Source organism: Borrelia parkeri (assembly GCF_023035815.1).
GTDB classification, from domain to species: domain Bacteria; phylum Spirochaetota; class Spirochaetia; order Borreliales; family Borreliaceae; genus Borrelia; species Borrelia parkeri.
This window is the reverse complement of record NZ_CP073173.1, coordinates 1-23,320: the sequence shown is the minus strand read 5'-3', so window position 1 is coordinate 23,320 and position 23,320 is coordinate 1. Positions and strand designations below refer to the sequence as shown.

Sequence of the window (23,320 nt, the reverse complement as noted above, 5' to 3'; positions counted from 1 at the left end):
ACACAATTAATATTAAAATACATTAAAAATCAAATAAAATCAATTGTTTTTTAAATTTCTATATCTGATTTTTAACTGTTCTAAAATGTTCCCTTCATTACTAAAAATCTCTTCTAAAAGAAAACTTGTAAATTCAGAATTTTTCTTATAAAATTCATATGCTTGCTCTGTTTTAAGTTGAAAACGCAACGGCTTTATTGGATTTTTTTTCGATTTTTTACTGGTAACTTCATTTGATTTGATACTTTTATAAACATCTACTACTCCCCTTTGTTTAATATCATTTATACTTAAATCACCCCTTAATACATGTTCATATATTTTTAAATATGAATATGCTTGTGTTTTTTTAATCAAAAATTTATTGATAAACACCTCAAAACTTTTATATCCGTCAATAAGGTAAAGATTTTTGGTTTTTATATTGTATAAAATTTCCATTATTTGAATTTTATTTTCAATATCATTGATCATACTTTTCCTTAAAGCGAACTTATAATTCTCATATTCTTCCTCTTGCGAAATGCTCATCAAACCCTTTTCCCTATCATTTAAAACAATTATATTTTTTGACACTTGCAAAACTCCTTAGAACAAAATCGTTCGATATCGAACGATTTTGTTCTCATTAACTATAAAAATTAAATTTAAATTCTTAATATATTATTTAAACATTCTGCACATTCTTGATAATAAAGCTCCTTATAACTGGGCTCTTGTAAGTTATTTGTAAAAACTTTTATTTTATTGGAAAAATGAACCTTTCCTTTAATAAAATTACCATATTTTTCTTGAATTGAATTTTCTATATCCTTAAAAGTATTTCTATTTCTCATAAACTGATTTTCTACTATTGATATATCAATGTCTTTATCTATATAAATAGAAATTTTTGAAATGTATTTCATCAATATAGACAAACTTTCAACCGAAAATCTCTCAACCTGAATAGGTATTATGAGCTTATCTGTAACATGTAAAGCATTATCTAAAAGTGAATCTAAATTAGGAGGAGTATCTATCAAAACATAATCAAAATAATAACTAACTAAAAAATTTTTTAACCTATGTTTTAAAGAAAGAACTTTATACGAATCAACTTGTTGATTAAAAAGATGTAAATTTGGATGAGAAGGTAGAAGATACATTCTATCATTTATCTTGTTTAAATATTTACTAAAATCTAAATTTGTATTTTCTCTTAAAAACTCATAAACATTATTCACCTCTAAATTTTTTATATATTGCATAAAATAACTGGTTAAACTATTTTGAGGATCTAAGTCTATAACTAAAATCTTCTTGCCCGCATCTTTTAAAATATAACTAAAAATAATAGTTAAAATGCTTTTTCCAACACCACCCTTGATATTAGCAATTGTGATTATTTCTGGTTTTTTTCTATCCATTTATTTATAATCCCTCCATTTGGTAGCTTTTTGCCATAAAATTCATATACTTGTTTTTCTAAATTGATCATTCTTTCAACTAAAGATTCATAATATTTCTTATTAGCTTTTTCCTTTCTAAGTAAATAAGTAATTTCTCCAATATAACAAAAAACACTACCTTTCTTAAATCTAAACTCTACGTAATAAACTTTTGAAAATGTAGACGCTTTCATGATACCATTCTCTTCATATCTTGTTACAATATTTTGTATTGGTTTTCTATACCAATAAGATATGCCCAAAAATTTATCATCATCTCTTAAAGAAAATAGATTAAACACTGCTATTTTTTCTTGATTAAAAAGTTCCCTAAAAGAAACAAAAAATTTACCTTTTTGGTTTTTATTAATTCCAAAAGAGAACAAATCTTTCATTATTTTTGTATGATATATTGTCCTGTTATTAATTTTTTCTACTTTTACGAAAAGATTCCTGTTGTTTTTTTTCTTAATTTCTGATTCCTTTTTTTTTAAGCGTTCTAATATACTCTCCATAACTAATCCTTAACTGGTGATTATCTCAAGTTTTTTTGGTTTTAAATAACCTATATTATTATTTATCAACTCTAAAAGTTCATGATAGTAATAATTATTAAGTACCTTGCTGTATGTTAACTTATCCTGTTTATTTAAATAATCCTTCAATATTGATACTAAAATCGATTTGTCTATTTTATGTCTTAATTGTTCAAGAAGTATGCTAAATACGTTATTTCTAATGTCTTTTTTATTTTCTTGTGTATTCCTATTAGTATATTCAACTGTTTTCTTAAGATTTCCTATTATTTTCTTTAAGTCATTGTACTTGTTATTCTCTATGATAAAGTGGGGTTTGTCTTTATATTGTTCATATACTTCTTGTATTTGTGTTTCTAACTGTTTACTGTTATATCCTTCGTTTTCCAGTCTAATCCTTGTTTCATTCAAGATATTACTTATTTCTTGCTGTTTACTTCTTTTCGATTTAATACCATTAATTTTCTTGTATATACTGTTTTTAATTAAATTTTCGGTTCTTTTAATAATTTTACATACTTTAATCGTAATATTTTTTTCTAATTTTAAATTTAAAATAGAATAGAGTATGTCTGATTTAAAGTTGCATTTTCTGATGTATTTTTTTACTTGGAGTTTTTCTATAAGTTTTATGTCTTTCTTCTTCTCTTTATTACAATTATTATAATAACACTCCCATTTTTCTACACTGCTATTTTTAATGCAAGTTTTTTCAAGATATACATTAACACGTTTTTTATGTCTTTCCTCTTTTTTCTCTCTAAATTGCTTATTGATTATGCAGTAACATTCTTTTTTAGAGTATTTAAGTTTGTAGTGAATTTCAGTTCCCATGTTAACACCCAAATGTCTATGATAATTAATTGTTACTTGAAATTCTTTTTCTAATTTATAAAGATAACTTTGTAGTGTTTTAAGTTTGATAGGTTTTTGGTCATTGTTTTTCATATTATTATTGAAATAATAAAGTATGTCATTTTGAGTGTATTTTTTTAACTTTAAGTTCATGTAATTTAGTGTTGATATTAAAACTATTAATTTGTGTTGGTATTTGTTTGTAAATTTTTTTGTGTTCCTCATTTAAATCTCCTGTGTTGGTTATTGAATTATTATCTTTTATCATAGTGCAATACCCGTTAAAAAGTAAACCCATTTATAATAAAAATATTTTTAGTAAATATATTATAGGGTATATTGGTGAGTTAATTGGTAATATCTCTTACTTAAAGACGAAGGAAATCCTGAGGAGAGGATAATAAAAAAGCTTAAGATGGTAATAGCATAGAGAATAATGACGGCGCAGGTAAATTGTTAATGGTAGTACTGTAGCTATTTCTGATGCAAAGAAAATAGTAGAGGTCGCAGCAGTAAGTACAGTTATTAAGGCATTAGATACATTGACTATTGCTATAAGAAAAACTATTGATATAGGGCTTAAGGAAGTTAAAGAAGTTATGAAAATTAATTCTACTGATACTCCGTTAACTTTTGATAATCAGCCTCCTGAAGCTAAGAAGAACTAAGAATCAGGACTAAATAGGATTAGTAAGCAATACATAACTAAATAAAGTCATTTTAGGAAAACTTTTCTTTTTATAAGAACCGTTTTCCTTTTATCTATATTTTGTTTCCTTGCGGTAATAAGGAGGCACGTGATAATGAAAAGAATTACTTTTTGTGCGTTATTAATGACTTTATTTTTACTTATGTCTTGTAATAATTCAGCTTCTTCTCCTAAAGATGGGCAAGCGGCTAAATCTGATGGCACTCTTATTGATTTAAAGTCAGTAAGTTCAAAAATAACAGAGGCTGTTGCTTTTGCTAAAGATGTTAAAGAAGTTCATACTTTAGTTAAGTCAGTAGGTGAGTTTGCTAAGGGTATTGGAAATAAAGTGACTCAAAACACTGGTGCTATTGCTGCTGATGCTGGGGGTAATAATAATGGAGCCTTAATTGCAGGGGCATTTAGTATAATATCGGTTGTAAGCACTAAAGTGGAAGCATTAGGAAAAAAAGATGGTATTTCTGCTGAATTGAAGACACAGCTTGATGATGTAAAGGCGAAAAGCAAAGCATTTTTAGATAAGGTGAAGGGAGATTCTGAGCTTTGTAAAAAAGATGTTTCTGATGATCATGCAAAAAAAGCTTTGGATGTAAATAATGGTACTAAAGATAAAGGAGCTGAAGAACTTATTGCATTGAACACAGCAGTTGATGTGTTGTTAACTTCTGCTAAAGATGCAGTAACAACTGCAATTAAGGAACTTACAACCCCTGCTAAACCTTCTAACACCTAAGGATAAACAAGTTAATTTATTATTATAAGATTACTTTTTAATCAATCGTTATTTTCTTATAAAATAAAGTCTATAAATAATAAGCTAGGAGTTTGCTTCTCTTAGCTTATTTTCTATTTATTTGCTTTAATACTTTATTATACTTATTAATATTATTTTTAATTTCTTTGATTTCTTTTATCTTTTAGACTTATATTTATGCTTTGATTTTATCTTGTTTTATCACTTAATGATAACTTCTATTGCTTATTTTTACTTCTTGGTTATGGAAGTGGTAGTACTAAGACGGAAGATCCTAAAACCACATTCTTATCTTCTATTGCTAATTTAGGTAAAGGGTTCTTAGATGTTTTTACTTCTCTTAGTGATATGATTACTGGTGCTTTTGGTATTAAGGCTGAGACTAAAAAGGAAGATATTGGTAAGTATTTCATTGATATTGAAAAAACTATGACATCTGTTAAAAATAAGTTACAAGAAGAAGTTGCTACTAATGGAAATTACTCAAAACTTAAAACAGTCGTTGATACTTTTATCACTAACACGTTAGATAAAATTGCTGAAGGAGCAAAGACTGCAGCAAAAGGTGTTGAAGGTAGTGATGCTATTGGTGGTGCTCCTACAACTGGTCAGGATCCTGCATCTGCTGATGCTACAAGTGTCAACTCACTAGTTAAAGGAATTAAAATTATTGTTGATGTAGTTCTAAAAAAGAATGAGGAGAATGCAGGCGCTACTACACCTACAGCAATTAGTGGAAAAAAACAGTAAAGAATTGTCAATAAAGTATACATAACTAAATAAAGTCATTTGAGGAAAACTATTTCTCTTTTCATAAGAATTGTTTTCCTTTTTTTACTATTTGTAATAGTATCCAGGTCTAAAGAGTATTGATAGCAATCCTTTAACAACAGATTGATGGTAAGACTGCATTTGAGTTTTTTGATAAACTAAAGAAAATAGATTAAACATTTATGTTAAATTTAGGGACTTTCTTAAATCACATTTTACTAACATAAAGTTCCTATAATACTTAAGATATTATATAATAATTATATAAGGAGATTTTATGCAAGATTCATCACTACATTCTGTTGCTAGTACACAAATTTTTAATGGGCATATTACAGAGGAGATTATATATCAAGAATTTGTAAAGATGGGTATGCAAGATTTTGTTGCAAATGATCTCTCTAAAAGATATTATCGTAATGAACTGACTTATAAAGATATTGAGTATTTAGAGAGTAATTTTAATCTTAAGTTTGAGATGTTAGAGCGTAGTTTAAAATCTGAAATTATTTCTGTTAAAACTGAGCTTGATAATAAGATAGACATTAAATTTAATGAGCTGGATAATAAAATAGATTCTGTTGAAAGTAACTTAAATGTAAAGATTGATATTGTTAGAAATGAGTTAAAATCTGACATTAAAGACTTGGATAATAAGATAGATATTGTTAGAAATGAATTAAAGTCTGATATTGCATCTGTTAGTAATGAAATTTCTCTTGTTAGAAAAGATATAGAGATTAATAAAATGGAACTTGATAGTAAACTTGATAAAACCGCATCAGAATTTAAGAGTTCATCAAGACTGCATGGTTGGATGTTTGGTACCCTTATTACCCTTAATATAGGAATATTTTTAGCATTAATGTCATTATTAGTAAAGTAAATTTATTTATTTGATAATATATCAATTGTTTTTTTACAAAACACTAAAATTTTAAGTACAATTTGACTTCATTAATTGTTAAATCACACACAGTATCTGAAATGTTAAAGCATCTATGTTCTTTATTTACTGTTTTTATTTTGTTAGAAGCTTGCTAACCATCTTTCCTTCCTTGAGTAATAAGGAGGCACGTGATAATGAAAAGAATTACTTTAAGTGCATTATTGATGACTTTATTTTTACTTCTTAGCTGTGGGAGTGGTAGTGCTAAGGTGGAAGATCCTAAAACTATATTCTTAACTTCTATTGCTAATTTAGGTAAGGGTTTCTTAGATGTTTTTACTTCCCTTTCTGATATGATCACTGGGGCTTTTGGCATTAAAGCAGATACTAAAAAATCTGATATTGGTAAGTATTTCACTGATATTGAAAAAACTATGAACACAGTTAAAAAGAAGTTACAAGAGGAAGTTGCTACTAATGGTAATTACTCAAAAATTAAATCTGTTGTTGATACGTTTATCACTAACACATTAGACAAGATCGCAGAAGGAGCTAAAACAGCAGCTAAAGGGGCTATTGGTGACGATAAGATTGGTAGTGCTCCTACTACTGGTCAGGATGCTGCACCGGCTGATACTGCAAGTGTGAACGCCCTTGTTAAAGGGATTAAAACTATTGTTGGAGTGGTTTTAAAAGACAATGAAGGGAGTGCAGAGGCTACTAAAACTGCAGAAGATGATAAAAAGGATATTGGTAAGTTGTTTGATGGTAGTAAAGATGATGCCAAAGAAGAAAATATTGCAAAGGCATCAGCTAGCATTGGAGCAGTGACTGGGGCTGATATATTAAAAGCTATTGTTAAATCCAAAGAAGATCCTAAAGCTAATAATACTGATGGAATTGAAAAAGCTACAGATGCAGCTGAGATTGCTATTGCTCCGGCTGCTAATGGTAAAAAAGAAATTAAGGAGGCAGCAGCACAAAAGGACGCAGTTATTGCTGCTGGTATTGCACTGCGAGCAATGGCTAAAGATGGTAAATTTGCTGCTAAAAATGAAGAGAAATCCGCTCATGCAATAAATGGTGCTGTTGCTAGTGCTGTTGGTAAGACTTTAAGTACTCTAATAATAGCAATAAGAAATACTGTTGATACTGGTTTAAAGTCAATTAGTGAAGCACTAGATTCAGTTACACAAGAAGATAAATCTTTAGATTCTACTACACCTGCAGAAGCAACAACTAGTGGACAACAATAAAATAATTATTAATAAACATACATAACTAAATAAAGTCATTTGAGGAAAACTCTTCTCTCTTCATGAGATTTGTTTTCCTTTTAGCTATATCTTGTCCCTTGAGTAATAAGGAGGCACGTGATAATGAAAAGAATTACTTTTTGTGCGTTATTAATGACTTTATTTTTACTCATGTCTTGTAATAATTCAGCTTCTTCTCCTAAAGATGGACAAGCGGCTAAACCTGATGGGACTCTTATTGATTTAAAGTCAGTAAGTTCGAAAATAACAGAGGTTGTTGCTTTTGCTAAGAGTGTTAAAGAAGTTCATACCTTAGTTAAGTCTATTGATGAGCTCGCTAAAGCTATTGGTAAGAAAATTAAAAATGATGGGGGGTTAGATGCTGAAGCTGGTCAAAATGGGTCGTTAATTGCTGGAGTGCATAGTGTAATATCAGCTGTAAAAACTAAAGTTGGGGTATTGGAAACAACAAGTGAAATTTCTAATGAATTGAAAACCAAGATTACTGAGGTTAAAAGTAAATCTGAAGCATTCTTAAATAAATTGAAAGATGGGCATACCGAGCTTGGCAAAAAAGATGCTTCTGATGATGACACAAAAAAAGCTATACTTAGAACTAATAGTGATAAAAGCAAGGGAGTTACAGAACTTATTGCACTGAACACAGCAATTGATGAATTGTTAACATCTGCTGAAGATGCAGTAACAGCTGCAATTAAGGAGCTTACAACTCCTGCTAAGTCAGCATCTTCTGCTAAATCTAACTAAGGGTAAACAAGTTAATTATTTATTATAAGATTATTTTTTAATCAATCGTAATTATCTGATAAAATAAAGTCTATAAATAATAAGCTAGGAGTTTGCTTCTCTTAGCTTATTTTCCTTTTTTATTCTATATCTACTTCCTTTACTTCTTTATTAGACTTCTTTAAGATTTCTTTTATTTTTTAGACTTATACTTATGCTTTGATTTTAATTTGTTTTATCATTTAATAATAACTTATATTTCTTATTTTTATTTCTTAGCTGTGGGAGTGGTAGTACTAAGATGGAAGATCCTAAGACCACATTCTTAACTTCTATTGCTAATTTAGGTAAGGGGTTCTTAAATGTTTTTACTTCCCTTTCTGATATGGTTGCTGGTGTTTTGTGCATTAAGGCTGACACTAAGAAATCTGATATTGATAAGTATTTCACTGATATTGAGACAACTATGAACACAGTTAAAAGAAATTACAGACAGAAGTAGCTACGAATGGTAACTATCCAAAGATAAAGGAAGTAGTTGATAAGTTTATTACTGAGACATTAGATAAGATTGCTGCAGGAGCAAAGGAAGCTGCTAAAGGGGCTGCTGGTGACGATAAGATTGATGGTGCAGCATCAACAGGAGAGAGAAGTTTAAGCGAAGTCCTAATGGAGGTAGGTAGAAGTGCTGAGAATGCTTTTTATTCTTTTTTAGAGTTACTCTCAGATACATTAGGCTTTACTGCTAAATCAACTACAAAGAAAGAGGATGTAGGAGCTTATTTTAAAAGTCTAGGTGACAAGCTTGGAAAAGCATCAGCAGAGTTAGAACAAGTAGTAAAAGATTCGGAAACAGATGTTGATAAAGGTGGTCTAAACAAGGTAATTAAAGAAGCAGTTGATACTGCTAAGACTACTTTAAGTACATTAAAAGGTCATTTAGAGTCTTTAGGTCAAGTAGGTGATTCTAATTTAGTGGGTGATGCAGCAAGTGCTGCTGGGCAAGGTACAACACCAGATGATGTTGAGTTAAAGAAAGCATACAATGCATTGAAAGAAATAGTAAAAGCTGCAACAGATGTAGGTGTTCAAGCATTAAAAGAAGGAACTACTACATTACAAGCAAATGGAGGCGCAGATAATAAGGATGGTGCTAAGATATTAGCTACAAGTGGTGGGAATCCAGCAGCAGGAGATGTAGCTAAAGCAGCAGTAATATTAGCAGCAGTAAGTGGTGAGGAAATTTTAAAATCAATAATTGAATCACAAGAAAATGATGCGGTAGCAGGTGTTTCAAGTAATGCAGATGTCAACACAAGTGCATTAAAGTTTGCAAAAGGAGGAACAAATAATCATGTATCAAATGCACATACTCCAAAAGCAGCAGCGGTTGCAGGAGGGATAGCACTGCGCTCATTGGTTAAGACAGGTAAATTATCAGCAGGAGCAGCAGCTAATAGTGCAGGAGGACAAGGAGAAGTACAAAAAATAGGAGTAACAGCAGCAAACAAACTATTGAAAGCAGTAGAGGATGTAATTAAGAAGACAGTAAAGAATGTTCTTGAAAAAGCAAAAGGAGAAATAGATAAAGCAAGAGCTACAAAACCAGAAGGTCAGTAATAAGATAAATAATTAGATTAATTACTTAAAAGTAAGATTAGAAGGCATCTTAGATCGATATCTAAGATGCCTTCTATATTGTTGTAATTAACTTTAAGAAGTTAAATTGGCTGCTAAATCTAGAATTTCGTTCTTTGATTCATTTATCAAAATAGGTCAAGGATTTCAAGAGATTTTTGGCATTTTTGGTAATGCTATTGGAGACGCTTTTGGACTTACAGTAGTTAAATCTGGTGATAAGAAAAGTAAAGTTGGTGAACACTTTGAGAAAATAAAAAAAGGTTTAGGTGATACTAAGGATAAGTTAAAAGAGTTGTCAGGTGAAATATCTGAAGCAAAAAATGCTAATAGCAGCACAATTGAAGCTGTTAAGGGTGCAATGGGCAGTGCTAGTGATGTCTTTGAACAACTAATTGCCGCTCTAACTAAACTTGCTGATGCAACTAAAGATGATAACCCAATTGGTCATAATGATAATAATGCTGCTGCTGGTGCTGAAAAGGATGGAGTTGAAGCTATTATTGCAGGAGTTAAAGAAATTGTTGAAGCAACAGAGAAGTCTGGAGTAAAGATTGAAGCTGGAGATGCTGGTGGGCAGATAACAGCTGCTGCTAATACTGCTGCCCCTGCTGTACTGAGTGGTCATAATAATGCAGCTGCAGGCGCTGGAGCTGGTGATAAGCTAGCAGCTGAAGTTGCTAAAGCAGATCCATGGGCAATGATTGATAAGATTAAGAATGCTACCGCTACTGATCCTGCTACCCTTGCTCAAAGCAATAATAATGAAGCTGGAACACTAGCTGCTTCTAATGCTAATGCTAATGATAATAACTATGGTGCTAAAACCAATGCTGACCTAGCAGCTGCTGTTGCTCTTAAGGCTATGATTAAGGGTGGTAAATTTAGAGCTGATAATGCAGATGCTGAAGCAGTTAAAGCTGCTGCTATAAGTGCTGTAAATAAGGTATTAGGAGTACTTAATTTTATAATTAGGAAAACAGTATCAAGTAATCTAGATAAAGTAAGAGAAGCAGTTAAAGGAATACAGTACTCTGAGACTACTACTGAATCAACTGAAGTTAGTACTACTCAACCTGTTACTACTAAATAAATTATCTAATTAAATAATCTACTAAATAAAGTCATTTTAGGAAAACTCTTCTCTTCATAAGAATTGTTTTCCTTTTATTTGTATTATACTGATGACTTTATTTTTACTTATGAGCTGTGGCAGTGGTAGTGCTAAGGTGGAAGATCCTAAGACCTTATTCTTAAACTCTATTGCTAATTTAGGTAAAGGGTTCTTAGATGTTTTTACTTCCCTTTCTGATATGATTACTGGTGCTTTTGGTATTAAGGCTGACACTAAGAAATCTGATATAGGGAAATACTTTAGTGATATTGAAAACACTATGAACACAGTTAAAAAGAAATTGCAAGCAGAAGTTGCTAATAATGGAAATTACTCAAAACTTAAATCAGTTGTTGATACTTTTATCATAGGCACATTAGACAAGATCGCAGAAGGGGCTAAAGAAGCTGCTAAAGGGGCTACTGGTGGAGCTATTGGTGAGGTTGTAAAGGCTAATGCTGTTGGGGCTACTACTGATGCAGAGAGTATAAAGAATCTTGTTAAAGGGATTAAAACTATTGTTGATTTGGTTTTAAAAGAAGGGGATCCAAAAGCAGATAAAACTAAGCCTGTTGATGCTGATAAGAAAGATATTGGTAAGTTATTTGGGGCTAAAAATGATAGTGCTGATGGTGGTGCTGAAGAGAAACATGTAGCGGCTGCTAGTGCATCAATTGGGGCAGTAACTGGGGCTGACATTCTAAAAGCTATTGCTTCTGCTAATGCTGATGCTACTAAAGATGGTAAAGTTAGTGAGGCTAAGGATGCAGCTGCTCTGGCTTTAGCTAAGGGTACTTCTACTGATAATGATGATCAACTTGGGGATTCCGCAAAGAAAGACGTTGTTATTGCTGCTGGTATTGCACTGCGAGCTATGGCTAAGGATGGTAAATTTATTGTTAAGGATACTGCTGCAAATAAAACTGAAGCTGAAGCAGCTAAAGGGGTTGCTGCTAATGCAATAGGTAAGACTTTGAGTACTCTAATAATAGCAATAAGAAATACTGTTGATAGTGGATTAAAAACAATAAGTGAAGCACTAGCTGCCGTTAAACAAGAAGATAAAGCTGCAGATTCTACTTCACCTACAGACGCAGCAGCTAGTGGACAACAACAATAAATAATTATCAATAAAACATAACTAAATAAAGTCATTTTAGGAAAACCCTTCTTTTCATAAGAATTGTTTTCCTTTTACCTATATCTTGCCTTCCTGAAGTAAAAAGGAGGCACGTGATAATGAAAAGAATTACTTTTTGTGCGTTATTAATGACTTTATTTTTACTCATGTCTTGTAATAATTCAGCTTCTTCTCCTAAAGATGGACAAGCGGCTAAATCTGATGGAACTGTTATTGATTTAGCTAAAATAACTAATAACATAAAAGAGGCTGTCGCTTTTGCAAAAAATGTTAAAGACGTTCATACTTTAGTTAAATCCATTGACGAACTCGCTAAAGCTATTGGGAAAAAGATTGATGCTAATGGACTTGCTGCTGATGCTAATCATAATGGTTCTTTAATTGCAGGAGTATATAGTGTTATAGAAGCTGTGGATACTAAATTAGGAACATTAGGCAAAGTTGGGCTCTCTAGTGATTTAAAGGCAAAGGTTAATGCTACTAAGACTGAAAGTGCAGCATTTTTGACCAAAATAAAAGGCCAGAATTCTGATCTTGGTAAAGACACTGCTAGTGATGCTCATGTAAAAAATGCCATAGATAAGAGTGATGCTACTGGGGGTAAGGGTAAGGAAGAACTTGTTAAACTAAACACAGCAATAGATGAGTTGTTAACATCTGCTGAAGATGCAGTAACAGCTGCAATTAAAGAGCTTTCAACCCCTGCTAAGTCAGCATCTTCTGCTCAATCTAACTAAGGGTAAACAAGTTAATTTATTATTATAAGATTACTTTTTAATCAATCGTAATTATCTGATAAAATAAAGTCTATAAATAATAAGCTAAGAGTATGCTTCTCTTAGCTTATTTTGTTTCTTTATTCATATCTTTACTTGCTTTACTTCTTTATTATACTTCTTTAGATTTCTTTAATTACTTTTATCTTTTAGACTTATATTTATGCATTGATTTTATCTTGGTTTATCTCTTAATAATAATTTAGATTGCTTATTTTTACTTCTTAGTTGTGGCAGTGGCAGTACTAAGACGGAAGATCCTAAAACCACATTCTTAACTTCTATTGCTAATTTAGGTAAAGGGTTCTTAGATGTTTTTACTTCTCTTAGTGATATGATTACTGGTGCTTTTGGTATTAAGTCTGATACTAAGAAATCTGATATTGGTAAGTATTTCACTTCTATTGAAAAAACTATGAACACAGTTAAAAAGAAATTACAAGATGAAGTTGCTAAGAATGGGAATTACTCAAAAATTAAATCTGTTGTTGATACATTTATCACTAACACATTAGATAAAATTGCTTCAGGGGCTAAAACAGCAGCAACAGGAGCTACTACTGATGCTGCTATTGGTAATGCTGTTAAAGACCAGGAGGCTGCACCCGCAGACGATATAAGTGTCAATGCACTCGTTAAAGGATTTAAAGAAATTGTTGGTGTAGTTTTGAAAGATGGTGAGGGAAATGCAGGTGCTACTAAGACTGGTAACACAGAGCAAAAATCAATTGGTAAGTTGCTTGGTAAAAAGGATGATGGAACAGAAGCACAAGCTGCTGCAGCAAATGCATCTATTGGCGCTGTAACTTGGGCTGATATATTGCAAGCTATAACTAAATCTAAAGAAAATCCTAAAGCTGATAGTACTGATGGCATTGAAAAAGCTACAGATGCAGCAGAGATTGCTATTGCTCCGGCTGTTAACAACAAGAAAGAAATTAAAGAGGCAGAAGCCAAGAAAGATGCAGTTATTGCTGCGGGTATTGCACTGCGAGCAATGGCTAAGGGTGGTAAGTTTTCTATTAAAAATAATGAGAATGAAGCTGTTAGTACGGTTAATAGTGCAGCAGCTAGTGCAGTCTCAAAGACACTTGGCACTCTTATGCTTGCAATAAGAAATACTGTTGATAATGGTTTAAAGACAATAAGTGAAACACTTGCTACAGTTACACAAGAAGATAAAACCGCAGAGGCTACTACACCTGCAGAATCAACAGCTAGTGGACAGTAACAATAAAGAATTATTAATAAACATAACTAAATAAAGTCATTTGAGGAAAACTTTTCTCTCTTCATAAGAATTGTTTTCCTTTTATCTATATCTTGCCCCCCTGATTAATAAGGAGGCACGTGATAATGAAAAGAATTACTTTAAGTGCATTATTAATGACTTTATTTTTACTGCTTAGTTGTGGTAGTGGTAGTGCTAAGGTGGAAGATCCTAAAACCACATTCTTAACTTCTATTGCTAATTTAGGTAAAGGGTTCTTAGATGTTTTTACTTCCTTTTCTGACATGGTTACTGGTATTTTTGGCATTAAAGCTGAGACTAAAAAGAGTGAAGTAGGGAAGTATTTTACTGATATTGCAAATACTATGACATCAGTTAAAGAGAAATTACAGACAGAAGTTGCTAAGAATGGCAATTATGTAAAGATAAAAGAAGTAGTTGATAAGTTTATCACTAACACACTAGACAAGATCGCTGAAGGAGCTAAAGAAGCGGCTAAAGGGGCTACTAGTGACGATAAGATTGGTAGTGCTCCTACTACTGGTCAGGATGCTGCACCGGCTGATAAAACAGCAGTAAATTCTATTGTTAAAGGGATTAAGACAATGGTTGATATTGTTTTAAAAAACAATGAAGGGAATGCAGAGGCTACTAAGACTGCAGATACTGAGAAAAAATCAATTGGTAAGTTATTTGGTGGCAAAGATAATGATGGAACAGAAGCACAAGCTGCTGCAGCAAATGCATCTATTGGCGCTGTAAGTGGAGCTGATATATTACAAGCTATTGCTAAGTCTGAGGAGGCTGGTGCTGATGAGATTAAAATTGAGACAGCAAAGAATGCTGCTGAGATTGCTGCTGCCAAGAAAGAAGATACTAAAGATTTAAAAGCAGACCAAAAGGACGCAGTTGTTGCAGCTGGTATTGCACTGCGAGCAATGGCTAAGGGTGGTAAATTTGCTGCTAAGAATGAAGAGAAATCTGCTCATTCAGTTAATGGGGCAGCAGCTAGTGCTGTTGGTAAGACATTAAGTACTCTAATAATAGCAATAAGAAATACTGTTGATAGTGGATTGAAAACAATAAATGCAGCTTTTGCTACAGTTACACAAGAAGATAAATCTTTAGATTCTACTACACCTGTAGGCGCAGCAGATAGTGGGCAATAATAAATAATTATCAATAAACATAACTAAATAAAGTCATTTGAGGAAAACTTTTCTTTTTATAAGAATTGTTTTCCTTTTATCTATATCTTACCCCCTTGAGTAAAAAAGGAGGCACGTGATAATGAAAAGAATTACTTTTTGTGCGTTATTAATGACTTTATTTTTGCTTCTTAGTTGTGGCAGTGGACAACTTCAAGCTGAGAAATTGGCTGCTGAGAGTAAGAATACTTTCTTAGATTCATTAGTTAAGATAGGACATGGGTTTTACGAGATTTTTGGCGTCTTTGGTAATGCTATTGGGGATGCTTTGGGATTTACAGCTGTTAAATCGGGTGACCAGAAAAGTAAAGTTGGTGAACACTTTGGGAAAATAAAAAAAGGTTTGGTAGATACTAATGGGAAATTAAAAGAGCTATCAGATGAAATATCTGAAGCAAAAAATGCTAATAGCAGCACAATTAAATTAGTTGAAGATGCAATTAACAGTGCTAGTGACGTTATTGCAAAGCTAATTGACTCTGTAACCAAAATGGCTAGTATAACTAATGATAGTTCTTCTATTGGTGATAATGTTGATAATCCTCCTGCTGCAGCTGAAGAGGTTGGCGTTGATACTATAATTAAAAGTGTAAGTTCAATTATTGAAGTAGCAAAGAAATCTGGCATAGAAATCAAACCCGGAAATGTTGGTAATCAGATAGCTGTAGCTGCTAATGCTACTGATGCTATTGCTGTACTTGGAGGGCATACTGCCAAGGCTTCTGCTGGAGCTGGTGATAAGTTAGCAGTTGAAGTATCTAAAGCAGATCCATGGGCTATGATTGACAAGATTAAGAATGCTAAGGCTACTGCTGCTGCTAAGCTTAATGCTGGTACGGATAATGAAGCAGGAGCACTAGCTGCTTCTAATAATAATGCAGATGCAGGAGCTGGCGCAAAGAGTAACGCAGATCTAGCAGCTGCTGTTGCTCTTAAGGCTATGACTAAAGGTGGTAAATTCAGTGCTAATGCTGCAGATACTGAAGCAGTTAAATCAGCAGCTGTAACGGCTGTAAATAAGGTATTAGGAGTTCTTGATTTTATAATTAGAAAAACAGTATCAAGCAATCTAGATAAGATAAGAGAAGCTGTTAAGGGAATACAGTACTCTGAAACTACTACTGAATCAGCTGAAGCTAGTTCTACTACTCAACCGGCTGCTGCTAAATAAATTATCTATTTAAATAATCTAAATAAAGTCATTTGAGGAAAACTTTTCTCTTTATGAGAACTGTTTTCCTTTTAGCTATATCTTGCCCCCTTGAGTTAATAAGGAGGCACGTGATAATGAAAAGAATTACTTTTTGTGCGTTATTAATGACTTTATTTTTACTTCTGAGTTGTGGTAGTGGTAGTACTAAGACGGAAGATCCTAAAACCACTTTCTTAACTTCTATTGCTAATTTAGGTAAAGGGTTCTTAGATGTTTTTACTTCTCTTTCTGATATGCTTGCTGGCGCTTTTGGTATTAAGGCTGACACTAAAAAGGAAGATATTGGAGCTTATTTCACTAAAATTGCAGAGACTATGACATCTGTTAAAAAGAAATTACAAGATGAAGTTGCAAAAAATGGAAATTACTTGAAACTTAAATCAGTCGTTGATACTTTTATCACAGGAACATTAGACAAGATCGCAGAAGGGGCTAAGACAGCAGCAACAGGAGCTATTGGTAGCGATGCTATTGGTAATGCTGTACACAATCAAGATGCTGTAGCAGCAGATGCTACAAGTGTCAACTCACTAGTTAAAGGAATTAAAGAAATTGTCGGGATAGTTTTAAAATCAAATGAGGGAAATGCAGGAGTTACTAAAACTGCCGAAGCTGAGAAAAAGTCAATTGGTAAATTGTTTGGGACTAAAGACGCTGATGGAACAGAAGCACATGCAGCAGCTGCTAGTGCTTCAATTGGTGCAGTAACTGGGGCTGACATATTACAAGCTATTGCTAGCTCTGCTGAGGCTGGTACTGGTGAGATTAAAGTTGAGACAGCAAAGAATGCTGCTGAGATTGCTGCTGCTAAGGCAGAAGCCGCTAAAGAGATTACAATAGAATCAGCAAAGAAAGATGCAGTTATTGCTGCGGGTATAGCACTGCGAGCAATGGCAAAGGGTGGTAAATTTGCTGCTAAACAAAATGAAGAGAAATCAGCTCATGCAGTTAATGGTGCAGCTGCTAGTGCTGTTGGTAAGACTTTAAGTACCCTTATTATTGCTATTAGGAATACTGTTGATAGTGGTTTAAAGACAATAAGTGCAGCTCTTGCTACAGTTACACAAGAAGATAAATCTGTAGAAGCTACTACACCCGCAGAAACAGCAACTAGTGGACAGTAACAATAAATAATTATTAATCAACATAACTAAATAAAGTCATTTGAGGAAAACTCTTCTTTTTATAAGAACTGTTTTCCTTTTACCTATATCTTGCCTCTTTGAATGATAGGGAGGCACGTGATAATGAAAAGAATTACTTTTTGTGCGTTATTAATGACTTTATTTTTACTTCTTAGCTGTGGTAGTGGTAGTACTAAGGCTGAGGATCCTCAGAGTAGATTCTTAAAGTCAGTTATTAGTTTAGGTAATGACTTCTTAAATGTTTTTACTTCCCTTTCTGATATGGTTGGAGGGGTTTTAGGGTTTAATACTAATACTAAAAAGTCTGATGTTGCAGCTTACTTTAAAACTGTTCATGACACTGTTTCATCTACTAAGACATCCCTTGAGAAAATTGTTGCTGATATGAAATCTGATAATAATCCTAATTCAGAGGCTACTGATACCGCTGTCAAAGCTCTAATTACTAATACTCTTGATAAAATAATTGATGGAGCTAAAACTGCTAGTGAGGCTATTGGTTCTGATGCTAGTGACTCGCTTGCTAATGTTGCTGCTGCCAATGCTGCTGGTGTTGCAGGGACTGGGGTTGATAAGTTAATAAATGGAATTAAAAGTATAGTAGATGTGGTTCTTAAAGATGTAGGAAATGCTGATGCTGGTGATAATAAAAAAGCTGAGGAGCTTAATGTAAGAAATAATGATGGAGCAGGTAAATTGTTTGATGGTAGTACTGGTGCTGCTGGAGATGATAAAAAAGCAGCTGCTGATGCTGCTAAAGCTGTTGGTGCTGTAACTGGCGCTGACATCTTGAAAGCCATGGTTAAAGATAATGGTGATGCTGCTAAACTAGCTAAAAATTCTGCCGCTATTGCTGGTGTTGCAGCTAATGCTAAAGATGGAACTATTGCAGGGGGTATAGCTTTAAGAGCCATGGCAAAGGATGGTAAATTTGCTAATGGTAACAATGCTAATGATGCAAAAAAAACAATAGAGGGAGCAGCAACAAGTGCAGTAACTAAGGCATTGGGTACTTTAACTATTGCAATAAGAAATACTATTGACGTGGGACTTAAAGAAGTTAAAGATGCTATGAAATTTAATTCTATTGATACTCCTGTAACTACTGATAGGCAATTTTCTGAAACTAAAGGTCAATAATTAGAATTAATAACAATATACATAACTAAATAAAGTCATTTTAGGAAAACTCTTCTTTTCATAAGAATTGTTTTCCTTTATCTATATCTAATAATTCAGGTTTAAATAGTATTGACAGCAATCATTCAACAACGGATTGATGGTAAGATTGCATTTGAGCTTTTTTATAAACTAAAGAAAATTGGCCTAACACTATATGTTAAAGATAGGGATAACGTTTTTGGTCATGGGAATGTGACTAAAACCTTTCTTAACCTTAGAGCAGGTATGAGTCATAAGTTAAGCTTGTACCAATTAAACCTATAAGTAATAAATTTACTAGAATTACAGTATTATGGATTATTCAAGTAAGTCAGCTATATCTGATATTTATAAGTACAAAGGAGATGGTAAGAGTGATGATGATTCATTAGATAGCATGTAAGCATCATATATGTTATTGACTTTGGATCCCCGTTTTCTTAAAGCCCATTTTACTAAGATAAGGTTCCTGTAATACTTAAGATATTATATAATAATTACATAAGGAGTTTTTTATGGGACTTGCTCAACCAGTAATTACACAGCAAATGGTTATAGCTGAACTTACTAAAGCCGGTATTAAGAGAGATATTGCTATTGATTTATCTTACAGGTACTATCGTAATGAACTGACTTATAAAGATATTGAATTCTTAAAAGAAAACTTTGATATAAAACTTGAAAAGGTTGAAGCTCTTTTACAAGCTGAAATTAAATCTGTCAAGACTGAACTTGATAACAAAATAGATACAGTTGAGAATAATCTTAACACTAAGATAGATACTAAATTCAATGAACTTGATAGCAAAATAGATACTAAATTTAATGAACTTGATAATAAGATTGACAACGTTAAAAGTGAGTTAAAATCTGATATTGCATCTGTGAGCAATGAGGTTTTTCTTGTTAGAAAAGATATGGAAATTAATAAAATTAAGTTTGATAGTACATCAAGATTACATAATTGGATGTTTGGTACCCTTATTACCCTTAATATAGGAATATTTTTAGCATTAATGTCATTATTAGTAAAGTAAATTTATTTAATTATCTTCCTTCTTTAAATGACTTTCTGTCAATTATTTTTTTACAAAAATTATTTAATTATTTGTTAGTAACAATCAATTTTATTTATTGTTGAATCACACACAGTATCTGTAAGGTTACAATATTTATGTTTTAGCTTTGTTATTTTGTTCAAAGCTTGTTAACTATCTTACCCTCCTGAGTTGAGTAAAAAATGAGGCACGTGATAATGAAAAGAATTACTTTAAGTGCATTATTAATGACTTTATTTTTACTTCTTGGTTGTGGGAGTGGCAGTACTAAGGCTGAGGATCCTCAGAGTAGATTCTTGAAATCTATTATTAGTTTAAGTAATGACTTCTTAAATGTTTTTACTTCCCTTTCTGATATGGTTGGAGGGGTTTTAGGGTTTAATACTAATACTAAAAAGTCTGATGTTGCAGCTTACTTTAAGAAAGTCCATGATGTTGTACAAGGCATTAAGGATAAGCTTAATAAAATTGTTGCTGACATGAAATCTGAGAATAATCCTAATTCAGAGGCTACTGATACCGCTGTCAAAGCTTTAATTACTAATACTCTTGATAAAATAATCCAAGGGGCTAAGACTGCTAGTGAAGCTATTGGTTCTGATAGTAATCCAATAGCTAATGTTGCTGACCAAAATGCAGGTGCTGCTGGTGAAGAAGCTTCAGTTAAGTCTCTTAGTGAAGGAATTGGAAAGATTGTAGGTGTAGTACTTAAAGAAGGAAATCCTGAGGCGGGGGATGATAAAAAGGCTAGTGATGGTTCTACTGCAAGAACCGCTGCTGCTGGGGATGGTGAAGCAGGTAAATTATTTGCTACTGCTAATGTTGGCACTGCTGAGAATGCAAAAAAATCAGCTGCTGATGCAGCAAAAGCTGTTGGAGCAGTAACTGGTGCTGATATCTTAAAAACTATGGTTAAAGAAAGTGGTGATGCTGCTAAGCTAGCTAAAGAAACAACTGGGAATGCTGGTGCTATCCCTAAAGATGCAACTATAGCAGGTGCTGTAGTTTTAAGGTCTATGGCTAAAGGTGGTAAATTTGCTGGTCCTAGTGATGCTGCTAGTGTTGATGCAAAGAAAGCAGTGGAGAATGCAGCAGTAAGTGCTGTTACTAAGGCGTTAAGTACATTAACTATTGCAATAAGAGATACTATTGACGTGGGACTTAAGGAAGTTAAAGATGCTATGAAATTTAATTCTACTGATACTCCTGTAACTACTGATAATCAGATCCCTGAAACAAAAGTTAATAATCAGAATTAATAACAATATACATAACTAAATAAAGTCATTTGAGGGAAACTTTTCTTTTCATGAGAATTGTTTTCCTTTTATCTATATCTTACCCCCTTGAGTAAAAAAGGAGGCACGTGATAATGAAAAGAATTACTTTAAGTGCGTTATTAATGACTTTATTTTTACTTCTTAGCTGTGGAAGTGGACAACAGGCTGCTGATGCTGGGAAGACTGGTTCAGAGAAAGGGACTGGAAGTTTAAGTGAAGTAATTGCAAGCTCAAGACAATTATTTTTGGATGCTTTTGTTTCTTTTGGAAATTTACTAAAAGAAGCATTTGGTCTTACTGCAGATACAACTAAAAAAGCAGTAGGAGAACGATTGGGTAAGGTTGGAGAAGCAGTGAAAATAGCTAAAGATAAGTTAGAAGAGCTAAAGGGAAATGAGCAGTTTAATTTAATAAAAGATAAAGCTGAAAGTACAATTAATAAGGCAATTGATACTTTAAGAAAGATAGTTGAAGGAGCAAGTAAAATTAAGGATGCTACTGGTAGTGCTAATGGTAAAGTTGGTGGTAATGTTGGTGATACTGAGGATGCAGCACCAGCAAATACAGCAAGCGTTAAGGGTCTTGTTGAAGGGATTAACTTAATTTATGAAGCAGCAAAGGAAGCTGATACTGAGCCAAAAGGAAATGCTAATAAGCAGATTGAGGATTCTAAAGAGATTGCAAAGTTATTTAAAGGCACTGGTGATGTTGGTGGTGATGCCAAGGCACTAAGTGGAGCCAGGAGAGCAGTAATTGCAGCTAGTGGTGCAGATATATTAGCAGCAATTGAAGCAGCTAAGGATACAAGTAAGCAAGCAGGTAATATTAGTGCAGCAACAAATGCTTATGACATTGCAGTTGCTACTAAAGATGATACAAATGCTCATGATGATATTAAAACAAATGCATCAGCAATAGCAGCAGGTTTAGCATTGAGAGCAATGGCAAAGGATGGTAAATTAGCAACTGTTGCTACTCATGCACCAGGACAAGCAGTGAATGCAGTATTAATAGGAGTAGTTGGTAAAACTGTAAATGAGATAGTATCTATTGTAAGAAGAACAGTTGATAAATGTTTAAAAGATGTTGATGATTGCATAAAAGAAGATTCCAGTAGTGTAGTAAAACCTACAAATTAATATAGTGTGGTTATTCATTGGAATAAGTTTTTACAAGCAGGAATTCCTGCTTTTTTATCTAAATACTCAGTATCTTTAGTGATACTGAGTATGAAGTTAGTTTTTACTAATTGATATTAAGCTAGGGGGTCGAAAAAATTTTTTTAGGTTTTCATTACAATAGTACAAGCAATATATTATTATCAATTTGTACATAGTTGCTGCTGAGTGAACAAATTTATTTTCTTTTATGTATTTTTTTTAAAGAGATGTCACAAAAATGTACAATGTATAATTACAAAAATATATGAGATAATAGTAGTTTTTGCAATCTATTAGTAGATTTATAAGGTATACCAAGTTGTTTGAGGTGTAGATTAATATAAGATTTGAGGGTATGTAGGTTTTTGTTTGATGTTTGATCAAGGAAGAAAGATTCAACCAGAGAAGCAATAGTAGAGAGAGTTTTATTAGTATGGTTTTTAAATAGATCTAGGTTATTTTTATTAAGTTTTAGTCTGTTAAAAGACTTAATATAGTTTATTTTTTCGTATAAGTCTAGTATACAAGGTTGATTATCTAATAGGATATTGAGATGAGTATTATTGTAATAGATATTATTGAAGGTAATTTTAGACTTAGCAATCAAAGAGTAGATAGAAATTATATGTTTTGTAGTGATAGAGAAGTTGAATATATTTTTAGCGATGTAGTTAATTTTGTATGCATGAATAGAAGATAAAATATTTTTATTTAAATTTTTAATAATGGAAGTAGCAATAACATTGGGTTCGAGTAAAGAATATTGTTGAAACTGTAGACCATTACTTAATGTATAAGTAATAATATTGTTATTAAAAGTATAAAATATTTTGATAAAAGGATCTTTTAGATGTGTTAAAGGTATGCCGGAAGCCATAATAATGCCGAGTAAATTGTGAATAGTGCTAGAAGAGAGAATAAGATAATTACTAATGAGAATAAATTCATCAGGATTAATTTTATGAATAGGGATATAAGGTATATTATTAGTAAATAAATTTTTTAGAGAGAACATATATATATAAATATAATACTATTAATCTAGCAAAGAGGGAGGTAACTATATATTTTTTTAAAGCAACTATTGAGTTTTTTATGCAAACTATTAATTTTGTATAAAAAGGTAAATTAAACTTATGAGTTTTTTGTGTAAACTATTAATTTTTAGTAGCAAACTTATGAGTTATATGTGGAAACTTATGAGTTATATAAATGGATAAACATTCTATACTATTAACAAATTATAAT

20 protein-coding genes and 4 pseudogenes are annotated in these 23,320 nt (G+C 32.3%); 19 read left to right on the top strand and 5 right to left on the bottom strand.

Features of this window, described 5'->3' with window-relative positions; genetic code table 11:
* Nucleotides 1–39 precede the first annotated feature (39 nt).
* The 4 genes from bpSLO_RS07295 to bpSLO_RS07280 form a co-directional block, all read right to left on the bottom strand.
* Nucleotides 40–576 (bottom strand): chromosome replication/partitioning protein, encoded by a 537-nt coding sequence (locus bpSLO_RS07295; RefSeq protein ID WP_246990180.1) that lies wholly within the window; start codon nucleotides 574–576, stop codon nucleotides 40–42.
* Between the two features lie 71 nt (nucleotides 577–647).
* Nucleotides 648–1,409, bottom strand: coding sequence for a ParA family protein (locus bpSLO_RS07290; protein ID WP_246990179.1), 762 nt, complete (start codon nucleotides 1,407–1,409; stop codon nucleotides 648–650).
* Entirely contained in the window at nucleotides 1,385–1,945 is a 561-nt protein-coding gene (locus bpSLO_RS07285; RefSeq protein ID WP_246990178.1) for a DUF226 domain-containing protein, read from the bottom strand. The genes bpSLO_RS07290 and bpSLO_RS07285 overlap by 25 nt, the downstream gene beginning before the upstream one ends.
* A 9-nt stretch (nucleotides 1,946–1,954) precedes the next feature.
* Entirely contained in the window at nucleotides 1,955–3,046 is a 1,092-nt protein-coding gene (locus tag bpSLO_RS07280; protein ID WP_246990177.1) for a plasmid maintenance protein, read from the bottom strand.
* 257 nt (nucleotides 3,047–3,303) lie between these two features.
* Between bpSLO_RS07280 and bpSLO_RS07275 the strand changes: the two are divergent.
* The 19 genes and pseudogenes from bpSLO_RS07275 to bpSLO_RS07185 form a co-directional block, all read left to right on the top strand.
* Nucleotides 3,304–3,489 (top strand): annotated as a pseudogene (locus bpSLO_RS07275) (variable large family protein); the annotation flags it as partial.
* A 135-nt stretch (nucleotides 3,490–3,624) separates the two neighbouring features.
* A complete protein-coding gene (locus bpSLO_RS07270; RefSeq protein ID WP_348648867.1) occupies nucleotides 3,625–4,263 on the top strand; it encodes a Vsp/OspC family lipoprotein in 639 nt (212 codons plus the stop codon).
* 285 nt (nucleotides 4,264–4,548) lie between these two features.
* A pseudogene (locus bpSLO_RS07265) lies at nucleotides 4,549–5,001 on the top strand (variable large family protein); the annotation flags it as partial.
* A gap of 331 nt (nucleotides 5,002–5,332) precedes the next feature.
* Complete coding sequence (bdr, locus tag bpSLO_RS07260) at nucleotides 5,333–5,941, top strand: Bdr family repetitive protein (RefSeq protein WP_246990176.1); 609 nt, start codon at nucleotides 5,333–5,335, stop codon at nucleotides 5,939–5,941.
* A 197-nt stretch (nucleotides 5,942–6,138) separates the two neighbouring features.
* Nucleotides 6,139–7,200, top strand: coding sequence for a variable large family protein (locus bpSLO_RS07255; RefSeq protein WP_246990175.1), 1,062 nt, complete (start codon nucleotides 6,139–6,141; stop codon nucleotides 7,198–7,200).
* A 120-nt stretch (nucleotides 7,201–7,320) separates the two neighbouring features.
* Nucleotides 7,321–7,968 (top strand): Vsp/OspC family lipoprotein, encoded by a 648-nt coding sequence (locus tag bpSLO_RS07250; RefSeq protein WP_246990193.1) that lies wholly within the window; start codon nucleotides 7,321–7,323, stop codon nucleotides 7,966–7,968.
* A gap of 280 nt (nucleotides 7,969–8,248) precedes the next feature.
* Nucleotides 8,249–8,449 carry a variable large family protein gene (locus bpSLO_RS07245; RefSeq protein WP_432432504.1) on the top strand — a complete coding sequence of 67 codons (201 nt, stop codon included), beginning with the start codon at nucleotides 8,249–8,251 and terminating at the stop codon, nucleotides 8,447–8,449.
* A gap of 68 nt (nucleotides 8,450–8,517) precedes the next feature.
* Nucleotides 8,518–9,567 (top strand): variable large family protein, encoded by a 1,050-nt coding sequence (locus bpSLO_RS07240; RefSeq protein ID WP_432432507.1) that lies wholly within the window; start codon nucleotides 8,518–8,520, stop codon nucleotides 9,565–9,567.
* Nucleotides 9,568–9,670: 103 nt separating this feature from the next.
* Nucleotides 9,671–10,678 (top strand): annotated as a pseudogene (locus bpSLO_RS07235) (variable large family protein); the annotation flags it as partial.
* A gap of 91 nt (nucleotides 10,679–10,769) precedes the next feature.
* Complete coding sequence (locus tag bpSLO_RS07230; RefSeq protein WP_246990174.1) at nucleotides 10,770–11,819, top strand: variable large family protein; 1,050 nt, start codon at nucleotides 10,770–10,772, stop codon at nucleotides 11,817–11,819.
* A gap of 116 nt (nucleotides 11,820–11,935) precedes the next feature.
* Entirely contained in the window at nucleotides 11,936–12,577 is a 642-nt protein-coding gene (locus bpSLO_RS07225) for a Vsp/OspC family lipoprotein (RefSeq protein WP_246990192.1), read from the top strand.
* Nucleotides 12,578–12,833: 256 nt separating this feature from the next.
* Nucleotides 12,834–13,847: pseudogene (locus bpSLO_RS07220) on the top strand (variable large family protein); the annotation flags it as partial.
* Between the two features lie 125 nt (nucleotides 13,848–13,972).
* Nucleotides 13,973–15,016: a variable large family protein gene (locus bpSLO_RS07215; protein ID WP_246990173.1), complete on the top strand. Its 1,044-nt coding sequence runs from the start codon at nucleotides 13,973–13,975 to the stop codon at nucleotides 15,014–15,016.
* Nucleotides 15,017–15,134: 118 nt separating this feature from the next.
* A complete protein-coding gene (locus bpSLO_RS07210) occupies nucleotides 15,135–16,226 on the top strand; it encodes a variable large family protein (RefSeq protein WP_246990117.1) in 1,092 nt (363 codons plus the stop codon).
* 113 nt (nucleotides 16,227–16,339) lie between these two features.
* Nucleotides 16,340–17,392 (top strand): variable large family protein, encoded by a 1,053-nt coding sequence (locus bpSLO_RS07205; RefSeq protein ID WP_246990119.1) that lies wholly within the window; start codon nucleotides 16,340–16,342, stop codon nucleotides 17,390–17,392.
* Between the two features lie 123 nt (nucleotides 17,393–17,515).
* Entirely contained in the window at nucleotides 17,516–18,553 is a 1,038-nt protein-coding gene (locus bpSLO_RS07200) for a variable large family protein (protein WP_432432500.1), read from the top strand.
* 536 nt (nucleotides 18,554–19,089) lie between these two features.
* Complete coding sequence (bdr, locus tag bpSLO_RS07195) at nucleotides 19,090–19,611, top strand: Bdr family repetitive protein (protein WP_025407669.1); 522 nt, start codon at nucleotides 19,090–19,092, stop codon at nucleotides 19,609–19,611.
* 218 nt (nucleotides 19,612–19,829) lie between these two features.
* Nucleotides 19,830–20,891 carry a variable large family protein gene (locus bpSLO_RS07190; protein WP_246990108.1) on the top strand — a complete coding sequence of 354 codons (1,062 nt, stop codon included), beginning with the start codon at nucleotides 19,830–19,832 and terminating at the stop codon, nucleotides 20,889–20,891.
* A gap of 113 nt (nucleotides 20,892–21,004) precedes the next feature.
* Nucleotides 21,005–22,051, top strand: coding sequence for a variable large family protein (locus bpSLO_RS07185; protein ID WP_051480053.1), 1,047 nt, complete (start codon nucleotides 21,005–21,007; stop codon nucleotides 22,049–22,051).
* Nucleotides 22,052–22,325: 274 nt separating this feature from the next.
* Here bpSLO_RS07185 and bpSLO_RS07180 read toward each other — a convergent pair whose 3' ends face one another.
* Complete coding sequence (locus bpSLO_RS07180; protein ID WP_083253466.1) at nucleotides 22,326–23,087, bottom strand: hypothetical protein; 762 nt, start codon at nucleotides 23,085–23,087, stop codon at nucleotides 22,326–22,328.
* Between the last annotated feature and the right edge of the window lie 233 nt (nucleotides 23,088–23,320).

Bases quoted from the DNA above. Each gene is read 5' to 3' on its own strand.
- bpSLO_RS07230 (WP_246990174.1), top strand. From the start codon at position 10,770: ATGACTTTATTTTTACTTATGAGCTGTGGCAGTGGTAGTGCTAAGGTG.
- bpSLO_RS07285 (WP_246990178.1), bottom strand. From the start codon at position 1,945: ATGGAGAGTATATTAGAACGCTTAAAAAAAAAGGAATCAGAAATTAAG.
- bpSLO_RS07215 (WP_246990173.1), top strand. From the start codon at position 13,973: ATGAAAAGAATTACTTTAAGTGCATTATTAATGACTTTATTTTTACTG.
- bpSLO_RS07185 (WP_051480053.1), top strand. From the start codon at position 21,005: ATGAAAAGAATTACTTTAAGTGCGTTATTAATGACTTTATTTTTACTT.
- bpSLO_RS07280 (WP_246990177.1), bottom strand. From the start codon at position 3,046: ATGAGGAACACAAAAAAATTTACAAACAAATACCAACACAAATTAATA.
- bdr (WP_246990176.1), top strand. From the start codon at position 5,333: ATGCAAGATTCATCACTACATTCTGTTGCTAGTACACAAATTTTTAAT.
- bpSLO_RS07200 (WP_432432500.1), top strand. From the start codon at position 17,516: ATGAAAAGAATTACTTTTTGTGCGTTATTAATGACTTTATTTTTACTT.
- bpSLO_RS07270 (WP_348648867.1), top strand. From the start codon at position 3,625: ATGAAAAGAATTACTTTTTGTGCGTTATTAATGACTTTATTTTTACTT.
- bpSLO_RS07245 (WP_432432504.1), top strand. From the start codon at position 8,249: ATGGAAGATCCTAAGACCACATTCTTAACTTCTATTGCTAATTTAGGT.
- bpSLO_RS07290 (WP_246990179.1), bottom strand. From the start codon at position 1,409: ATGGATAGAAAAAAACCAGAAATAATCACAATTGCTAATATCAAGGGT.
- bpSLO_RS07255 (WP_246990175.1), top strand. From the start codon at position 6,139: ATGAAAAGAATTACTTTAAGTGCATTATTGATGACTTTATTTTTACTT.
- bpSLO_RS07180 (WP_083253466.1), bottom strand. From the start codon at position 23,087: ATGTTCTCTCTAAAAAATTTATTTACTAATAATATACCTTATATCCCT.
- bdr (WP_025407669.1), top strand. From the start codon at position 19,090: ATGGGACTTGCTCAACCAGTAATTACACAGCAAATGGTTATAGCTGAA.
- bpSLO_RS07190 (WP_246990108.1), top strand. From the start codon at position 19,830: ATGAAAAGAATTACTTTAAGTGCATTATTAATGACTTTATTTTTACTT.